Source organism: Pseudomonas sp. K2I15 (assembly GCF_002204795.1).
Taxonomy (GTDB): Bacteria; Pseudomonadota; Gammaproteobacteria; order Pseudomonadales; family Pseudomonadaceae; genus Aquipseudomonas.
In genome coordinates this window covers 54,909-63,061 of sequence record NZ_NIXO01000038.1, presented here as the reverse complement: position 1 = coordinate 63,061, position 8,153 = coordinate 54,909, and the positions used below count along the sequence as shown (strand labels likewise).

Below are 8,153 nucleotides of genomic sequence, written 5' to 3'. Positions count from 1 at the left end.
GGATCAGTCAACATCTCTATTGACTGGCCCACCGCATTCGCGAGCAAGCCCGCTCCCACGTTGGGTCCGCGATGTTACTTAGCTATTCGGCAACAACCGGCAAGTAATGCTCTTGATATACCGAGTCTCGGCAATCGCCGGGTGTACCGGATGATCCGGGCCCTGGCCGCCGCGTTCCAGCATCTGGATATTGCGGTCCAGGTGACGGGCGCTGGTCAGCAGGATGTTTTGCAGGTCATCTTCCGGCAAATGCATCGAGCACGAAGCGCTGACCAGGATGCCGTCCTTGCTGAGCAGGCGCATGGCTTGCTCGTTCAGGCGGCGGTAGGCGCCTTCGCCGTTCTTCATGTCTTTCTTGCGCTTGATGAAGGCAGGCGGGTCGGCCACGATCACGTCGAAACGCTCTTCGCTGGCTTTCAGCTCTTTCAGGGCTTCGAACACGTCGCCTTCGATGCAGGTCATCTTCTCGGCGACGCCGTTCAGCGCCGCGTTGCGTTCCACGCCGTCGAGGGCGAAGGCGGAGGCGTCGACGCAGAACACTTCACTGGCGCCGAAGGCCGCGGCTTGTACGCCCCAGCCGCCGATGTAGCTGTACAGGTCAAGTACACGCTTGCCTTTGGCATACGGGGCCAGGCGGGCGCGGTTCATGCGGTGGTCGTAGAACCAGCCGGTTTTCTGGCCTTGGATGACCGGCGCTTCGAACTTCACGCCGTTTTCTTCCAGGGCAACCCACTCCGGCACCAGGCCGAACACGGTTTCGACGTAGCGGTTGAGGCCTTCGGCATCACGCGCGGCGGAGTCGTTCTTGAACAGGATGCCGCTTGGCTTGAGCACCTGGGTCAGTGCAGCGATCACGTCTTCCTTATGGGCTTCCATAGTCGCCGAAGCGATCTGCACCACCAGGATGTCGCCGAAACGGTCGACTACCAGGCCCGGCAACAGGTCGGAATCGCCGTACACCAGGCGGTAGAACGGCTTGTCGAACAGGCGGTCGCGCAGGGACAGGGCCACGTTGATGCGGTGCACCAGCAGCGATTTGTCCAGTGGCAGCTTGATGTCACGCGACAACAGGCGGGCGCAGATCAGGTTGTTCGGGCTCATGGCCACGATGCCGAGGGTCTTGCCGCCGGCTGCTTCCAGGATTGCCTGGTCGCCTGCCTGGAAGCCGTGAAGAGGTGTGGCGGCCACGTCGATTTCGTTGCTGTAGACCCACAGGTGGCCGTTGCGCAAACGACGATCGGCGTTAGCTTTGAGACGCAGGCTTGGCAGGGACATGACGTCGCTCCGGAAAAAAGAGCGGGAGTATACCGTGTTGTGTCGTACTTGGCGGCGCCGCCGGACATGTGGGAGCGGGCTTGCTCGCGAAAGCGGTATGTCAGTCGCCGGATGTATTGACTGACCCACTGCCTTCGCGAGCAAGCCCGCTCCCACATTTGATCCGGCTTCAGTTCGGGTTTTTGAGGTGTCAGCCGAGTCTTTATAAAGGTTAGAATCGCTGCCTAGTCCAGAGTGTGCCCCCTATGTCCCAAGAGCTATCCGCCGAACAGATCCAACAGAGCCTGCAAGGCATCAGCGTGCCGCCTCAACCGCAAATCATGGTGGATTTGCAGATGGAGCAGTACATGCCTGATCCGGACCTGGAAGTGATTGCCCGGCTGATCGCCCAGGACCCGGGCCTCTCCGGCTCGCTGCTGAAGATCGTCAACTCGCCGTATTACGGCCTGAGCAACAAGATTGTCTCGATCCAGCGCGCGGTGAACCTGTTGGGCAGCCGCTCGATCATCAACCTGATCAACGCCCAGTCGATCAAGGGCGAGATGAGCGACGACACCATCGTCACCCTCAACCGTTTCTGGGACACCGCCCAGGACGTGGCCATGACCTGCCTGGCCCTGGCCAAGCGCACCGGCAGCCAGGCGGTCGATGAAGCGTACGCATTGGGGCTGTTCCACGATTGTGGCGTGCCGTTGATGCTCAAGCGTTTCCCGAACTACATGAGTGTGCTGGAAGAGGCCTATGCCAGCGCAGGCCCCGAATGCCGCGTGGTCGACACCGAGAACCAGGCGTTCCACACCAACCATGCGGTGGTGGGTTACTACACCGCCAAGTCCTGGCGCCTGCCGGAGCATGTGACCGATGCCATCGCCAATCACCACAATGCCCTGGCGATTTTCAGCGATGAGTCCAACCACAAGCCGCAGCTGAAAAACCTGCTGGCGATCCTGAAAATGGCCGAGCACATTTGCGCGTCCTACCGCGTGCTGGGCAACCAGGTGGATGACCATGAGTGGAACGCCATCGGCCCGCTGGTGCTGGACCACATCGGCCTGTCGGACTACGACTTCGAGAGTTTGAAGTTGTCGATCCGCGAACTGGGCGCGCACTAACCCTTTATCCAAGAGGTAAACATGCCCGAGTTACCCGAAGTCGAAACCACCCGGCGCGGTATTGCGCCGCACCTGGAAGGCCAGCGGGTCAGCCGTGTGGTGGTGCGTGAGCGACGCCTGCGCTGGCCGATCCCGGAAGACCTGGATGTGCGGCTGTCCGGGCAGCGCATCGTGTTGGTGGAGCGGCGGGCCAAGTACCTGTTGATCAATGCCGAAGTCGGCACCTTGATCAGCCACTTGGGCATGTCGGGCAACCTGCGCCTGGTGGAAGCCGGCAGCCCGGCGGCCAAGCATGAGCACGTCGACATCGAATTGGAGTCGGGCCTGGCTCTGCGCTACACCGACCCGCGACGCTTTGGCGCGATGCTCTGGAGCCTCGACCCGCTGAACCATGAACTGCTGATTCGCCTGGGGCCGGAGCCGTTGACCGACCTGTTCGACGGCGAGCGGTTGTTTCAGCTGTCCCGTGGGCGGTCGATGGCGGTGAAGCCGTTCATCATGGACAACGCGGTGGTGGTGGGCGTGGGTAATATCTACGCGACGGAAGCGCTGTTTGCCGCCGGCATTGATCCGCGTCGGGAAGCCAAGGGCATTTCCCGTGGGCGTTACCTGAAGCTGGCGATCGAGATCAAACGCATCCTGGCGGCGGCGATCGAGCGCGGCGGCACCACACTGCGGGACTTTATCGGCGGCGACGGGCAGCCGGGGTATTTCCAGCAGGAATTGTTCGTCTATGGCCGTGGTGGCGAGGCGTGCAAGGTCTGTGGGACCGAGTTGCGCAGTGTGACGCTGGGGCAGCGGGCAAGCGTGTTTTGCCCGAAGTGTCAGAGCTGACAATTTGTGTTGCTGCTGATGGCCCCCTCGCGAGCAAGCCCGCTCCCACATTCGACTGAGTTCCACCTTTGAAATGCAATCGAATGTGGGAGCGGGCTTGCTCGCGAAGGGGCCCGATGACGCGCCACAGGCCTTAGGCCTTGCCAGTAATAATCCGGTACTTTTCCATCAACTGCTCTTCCGTCTCCGGATGAGCCTCGTCCAGTGGGATGCAATCCACCGGGCAGACCTGCTGGCACTGGGGTTCGTCGTAGTGGCCGACACACTGGGTGCACAGGTTGGGGTCGATCACGTAGATCTCTTCGCCCTGGGAAATAGCAGCGTTCGGGCACTCGGGTTCGCAGACGTCGCAGTTGATGCAATCGTCGGTGATGATCAGGGACATGGAAACTCCTGCCAGGGCTGTCAGCCAAGGCATCTGAAAACTAATGCGCGCAATTGTGCCGCATTGGCGCCCCTGTGGCGAGGGGGCTTGTTGTGGTGAGCGGGCTTGCCCCGCGCTGGGGCGCGCAGCGGCCCCAACCCAGGCGACGGGATTTTACCTGAAGCTATGCGGCGTCTTTATTGGGGCCGCTTCGCAGCCCAACGGGGGATAAGCCCCCTCGCCACAGACAAGCCCACAGGCCACAATTATTTCTTGAAGCGCAACGTCAGCGCATCCGCCACAGCAGGGTGCACAAACTTGGTGATGTCCCCGCCCAGCGCAGCGATTTCTCGCACCAGCGTTGAGGAAATGAACGAATAACGCTCCGACGGCGTAAGAAACAGGCTTTCCACGTCCGGCGCCAGTTGGCGGTTCATGTTGGCCAGCTGGAACTCGTATTCGAAGTCCGACACCGCTCGCAGGCCGCGCAGGAACACATTGGCGTTCTGTTCCTTGGCGAAGTGCGCCAGCAGCGTGGCAAAGCCGACCACTTCGACGTTGGGCAGATGCTTGGTGACCTCACGGGCCAGCTCCACGCGCTGTTCCAGGGGAAACAGCGGGTTTTTCTTGGGGCTGGCAGCGACCGCGATAATCACATGGTCGAACAAGCGCGAGGCGCGTTCGACCAGATCGCCATGGCCCTTGGTGATTGGGTCGAAGGTACCTGGGTACAACACTCGGTTCATCGCGTCGTCCTGGCGGAGTCCGTTGGGGAACCGGATGGTATCGCAGCATTACCGGTGGGCCAAGTCGACTTATTCAGAAGAAAGCACTATAGACACCGCGAATACCCCGGGTTTTCATGCCGTTTTCAGACGTTCGGCCAATGCTGTCGCCAGTTGCGCGGTCAATCCGTATACCGATAACTGCGGGTTTGCCCCAATGCTGGTGGGGAATAGTGAGCCATCGTGGATCGACAGATTGCGCAGTTGGTGATGGCGGCCAAGGCTGTCCGCCACGGCGTTTTTCGGCTCTTCGCCCATGGCGCAACCGCCCATCACATGCGCGCTGCCAAGCCGCGTGCGGTGCAATTCGAGGTTCAAACCGTCAATCATGCTGCGGGCTTCGGCCAGTGTGTTCACGTAGCGCGCATCCCCGTGCAGCGGCATCACCGACTTGGCGCCGCCGGCAAACTGAATCTCGGCCATGCTGTGAAACGCCCTGCGCAGGCCGTCCCAGGCGTAGGGCGAAACCTGATAATCGAGCACCGGCGTGCCATCGCCGCGCAATTCGACGCTGCCGCCCGGGCTGTCGGGGTGGAAGCCGTCACGCAACAGGGCAAGCATGGCGTGGGTCTTGGGCAGTTGGCCCATGTCCAGGGCGTTCTGCGTGCCGTAACCGCCGAGCAAGGTGCTGGCCAGGCCCGGATGCAACGGCGGCACTTCGAGTTTGTAGGACATTTTGCCGGTGGTGCCGTCCTGCCATTGGAAGTGATCGGAATAGATCGACTGCGGCGCCCCGTAGAACGGGTTAATCACCTCATCAAACAGCCCGGCGGAAAAATTCACCAGGTGCAGGAAGGTGCGTTTGCCCAGGCGTGAATGGGGATCGGGCGCATCCGAGCGCATCAGCAGCGCCGGGCTGTTGATGCCACCACCGGCCAACACGTAGTGTTTGGCTTTCACCGTGATTTTGCGACCGGTGGGTGCCACGCAGTATTGGTCCATGGCCACGCATTCGAGGCTGGTGATGGTGTCGCCGCTGAATTTCAGGCGTTCGGCGCGGGCCAGGTACAGCAGTTCGCCGCCTTTCTCCAGGGTGGACGGGATGGTCGTCACCAGCATCGATTGCTTGGCATTGACCGGGCAGCCCATGCCGCAATAGCCCAGGTTGAAACAGCCGCGCACGTTGCGCGGGATCACGTGCCAGCTGTAGCCGAGCTTTTCGCAGCCTTTGCGGATCACGTCATTGTTGGCATTCGGCGGCATGGCCCAGGGTGCGATGCCCAGGCGTTGTTCCATTTTTTCGAACCAGGGCGCCATCTCGGCGCTGCTGTGGCCCTTGACCGCGTACTCGCTTGCCCAGTGGGCGAGGGTCGGGTCCGGGGTGCGGAAGCTGGAGGTCCAGTTGATCAATGTGGTGCCGCCGACGGCGCGGCCCTGCAGGATGGTGATTGCGCCGTCCTTGCTCATGCGGCCGATGCCTTCCTGATACAGGCTGGCGTAGGCCTCGTCTTCCAGCAGCTTGAAGTCGTTGCTGGTTTTCAGCGGGCCTTCTTCGATCAGCAGCACCTTGTAGCCGGCGGCGCTGAGGATTTCGGCGGTGGTGCCGCCGCCTGCGCCGCTGCCGATGATCGCGACGTCGGCTTCCAGGGTCAGGTCCTGGTCGAGGGCGGCGCCATTGTGGGTTTTCCAGCCGCGGGCCATGCCATCGCGGAACAAATCAGGTACGGGCATCAGGGTCGTCTCTTGTTTTTATAGGGATGCGAATCAGATTTTTGGTGGGCCGGGGTAACCGCAATGCGCCCAGGACTCTGGGCGGAAATACCAGGCCATGATTACCAGCTTGAGCAATGAGCCCTGGCCCATGCGCAGCAGGTTCAGGTAGCTGTTTTCCCAGCGGTGCAGGAAGTTGCGTATTTGCTCGGCGCTGGCGTTTTCCCAACTGCCCCACACACCGGTCAGCGGCCCACGGGTAATGGCCATGCCCAATACGTCGAACAGTTGCTGGGTCAGCTTGAACATCTCGGGCGACAGGTGTTGCAGGCTGAAATCGAGTTTTTTCAGGGTGTCGTCGATTCCGGCTACGACTGCTTCGGCGCTGGCGGCGCCTTCCAGCAGCACCGGGATCACCGCCCGCAAAAACGGCAGGTCACTGCTGCGCAACATCGCAAAGCCGCTGGCCGGGGTGCTGCTGGAGCAACCGCTGAGGCTGGCGCCAAGTCCGGCGGTGGCCAGGAAGGCGCTGGCACACAGGCCGATTTTCAGTACGCCGCGCCGTGACAGCGCGGGTGATTCAGTCAGGCTAGGGTTCATTCTTATTGTTATCCCGGTGATGGGTTTGTTAGCGGACGAACAGCTTCTGGATCAACTTCTGGATGGATTTGCCGTAGGGCGGGTAAATCAGCTTGGCCGCGTTCAGGCGTTGCTTGATCAGCACACCCTTGGCCTTGCTGAAGGTCAGGAAACCTTCATGGCCGTGGTAGTGGCCCATGCCGGACGGGCCGATGCCACCGAAGGGCATGTCGTCCTGGGCTACGTGCAGCAGGGTGTCGTTCAGGCATACGCCGCCGGAATGGGTCTCGTGCAGTACGCGGTTCTGTTCGGCCTTGTTGTAGCCGAAGTAATACAGCGCCAGCGGGCGAGGGCGCTCATTGATGTAGGTGAAAGCTTGGTCGAGGCCGCGATACGGCACGATCGGCAGCACCGGGCCGAAGATTTCGTCCTGCATCACGGTCATTTCATCGCTGACATTCAGCAGCAGGCTGTGGGCCATGCGCCGTTCCTGGCCCTGGTCGTACAGCGGGATCAGGGTGGCGCCCTTGTCGGTGGCGTCTTTCACGTAGCCATTGAGCCGGGCCAGTTGTCGTTCGTTGATGATCGCGGTGTAGTCCGGGTTGTCGGCCAGGGTCGGATAAAACCCGCGAACTGCCTTGCTGTAGGCCTCGACGAAACCGTCTACACGGTCTTCCGGCACCAGCACGTAGTCTGGCGCCACGCAGGTTTGCCCGGCATTCAGTGCCTTGCCGAAGGCGATGCGTTCGGCGGCGTCTTTCAGCGGCACGTCGGCGGAAACAATCGCCGGTGATTTGCCGCCCAGTTCCAGGGTGACCGGCGTCAGGTGTTCGGCCGCCGCGCGCATCACGTGCTTGCCGATGCTGGTGGCGCCGGTGAACAACAGGTGGTCGAAGCGCAGCTTGGAGAACGCCATGCCCACTTCGGCTTCGCCGAGCACCACGCACACCAGGTCTTCAGGGAAGATCTTCGCCAGCAGCGCCTTGAGCAGTTGGCCGGTGGCGGGCGTGGATTCGCTGAGCTTGAGCATCACCCGGTTGCCGGCTGCCAACGCGCCCACCAGCGGACCAATGGCCAGGTACAACGGGTAGTTCCAGGGCACGATCACCCCGACCACGCCCAGCGGTTGATAGATGACCTTGGCCGACGCGGGCTGGAAGGCGATGCCCACAGCTCGACGGGAAGGTTTCATCCAGCCCTTGAGGTGTTTGCTGGCGTAGTGAATGCCATGCAGGCTGGGCATCAATTCGGCGAACAGGGTTTCGTCGGCGCTGCGGTGGCTGAAATCACTGCTGATGGCGTTGATCAGCGCCTGGCGCTCGTCGCTCAGCAGGTCGCGCAAGGCCTTGAGCCATTGCTGGCGCTGGGCGGCCGGCGGCATCGGGTTGGCCGCGTAGGCCCGGCGTTGAGCGTCGAACAGGGCCTGGAGCTGGTCCAGCGCCTGGGAATCTTGCAGGTAGGCAACGTTGGCAGACATGGCGAAGTTCCCGATTGTTATTGGAATGCTTCATTTTTTAGAGTCATTGCTCTAAATTGTCAAATAACATTGCACGA

8 protein-coding genes are annotated in these 8,153 nt (G+C 61.5%); 2 read left to right on the top strand and 6 right to left on the bottom strand.

Annotated elements, in window-relative coordinates:
- Nucleotides 1-78: 78 nt before the first annotated feature.
- The gene (locus CEC48_RS21125; protein WP_003213799.1) at nt 79-1,275 is read right to left on the bottom strand and encodes a class I SAM-dependent rRNA methyltransferase; all 1,197 of its coding nucleotides are present in this window, start codon (nt 1,273-1,275) and stop codon (nt 79-81) included.
- A 299-nt stretch (nt 1,276-1,574) separates the two neighbouring features.
- Here CEC48_RS21125 and CEC48_RS21120 point away from each other — a divergent pair, with 299 nt between their 5' ends.
- Both CEC48_RS21120 and mutM read left to right on the top strand, forming a co-directional pair.
- Nucleotides 1,575-2,387, top strand: coding sequence for an HDOD domain-containing protein (locus CEC48_RS21120; protein ID WP_176438752.1), 813 nt, complete (start codon nt 1,575-1,577; stop codon nt 2,385-2,387).
- A gap of 21 nt (nt 2,388-2,408) precedes the next feature.
- A complete protein-coding gene (gene mutM / locus CEC48_RS21115; RefSeq protein WP_076013010.1) occupies nt 2,409-3,221 on the top strand; it encodes a bifunctional DNA-formamidopyrimidine glycosylase/DNA-(apurinic or apyrimidinic site) lyase in 813 nt (270 codons plus the stop codon).
- A 133-nt stretch (nt 3,222-3,354) separates the two neighbouring features.
- On the opposite strand, the gene CEC48_RS21110 is transcribed toward mutM, so the two are convergent.
- From CEC48_RS21110 to CEC48_RS21090, 5 genes are all read right to left on the bottom strand, one after another.
- On the bottom strand, nt 3,355-3,606 hold the full coding sequence (locus tag CEC48_RS21110; RefSeq protein WP_038358877.1) for a YfhL family 4Fe-4S dicluster ferredoxin: 252 nt from the start codon (nt 3,604-3,606) through the stop codon (nt 3,355-3,357).
- Between the two features lie 245 nt (nt 3,607-3,851).
- Nucleotides 3,852-4,331 carry a pantetheine-phosphate adenylyltransferase gene (coaD, locus tag CEC48_RS21105; RefSeq protein WP_049711086.1) on the bottom strand — a complete coding sequence of 160 codons (480 nt, stop codon included), beginning with the start codon at nt 4,329-4,331 and terminating at the stop codon, nt 3,852-3,854.
- Nucleotides 4,332-4,445: 114 nt separating this feature from the next.
- Nucleotides 4,446-6,041 carry a GMC family oxidoreductase gene (locus CEC48_RS21100; protein ID WP_088425512.1) on the bottom strand — a complete coding sequence of 532 codons (1,596 nt, stop codon included), beginning with the start codon at nt 6,039-6,041 and terminating at the stop codon, nt 4,446-4,448.
- A gap of 33 nt (nt 6,042-6,074) precedes the next feature.
- On the bottom strand, nt 6,075-6,620 hold the full coding sequence (locus tag CEC48_RS21095; protein WP_088425511.1) for a twin-arginine translocation pathway signal protein: 546 nt from the start codon (nt 6,618-6,620) through the stop codon (nt 6,075-6,077).
- Between the two features lie 28 nt (nt 6,621-6,648).
- Nucleotides 6,649-8,076 (bottom strand): coniferyl aldehyde dehydrogenase, encoded by a 1,428-nt coding sequence (locus tag CEC48_RS21090; RefSeq protein WP_088425510.1) that lies wholly within the window; start codon nt 8,074-8,076, stop codon nt 6,649-6,651.
- Nucleotides 8,077-8,153 lie beyond the last annotated feature (77 nt).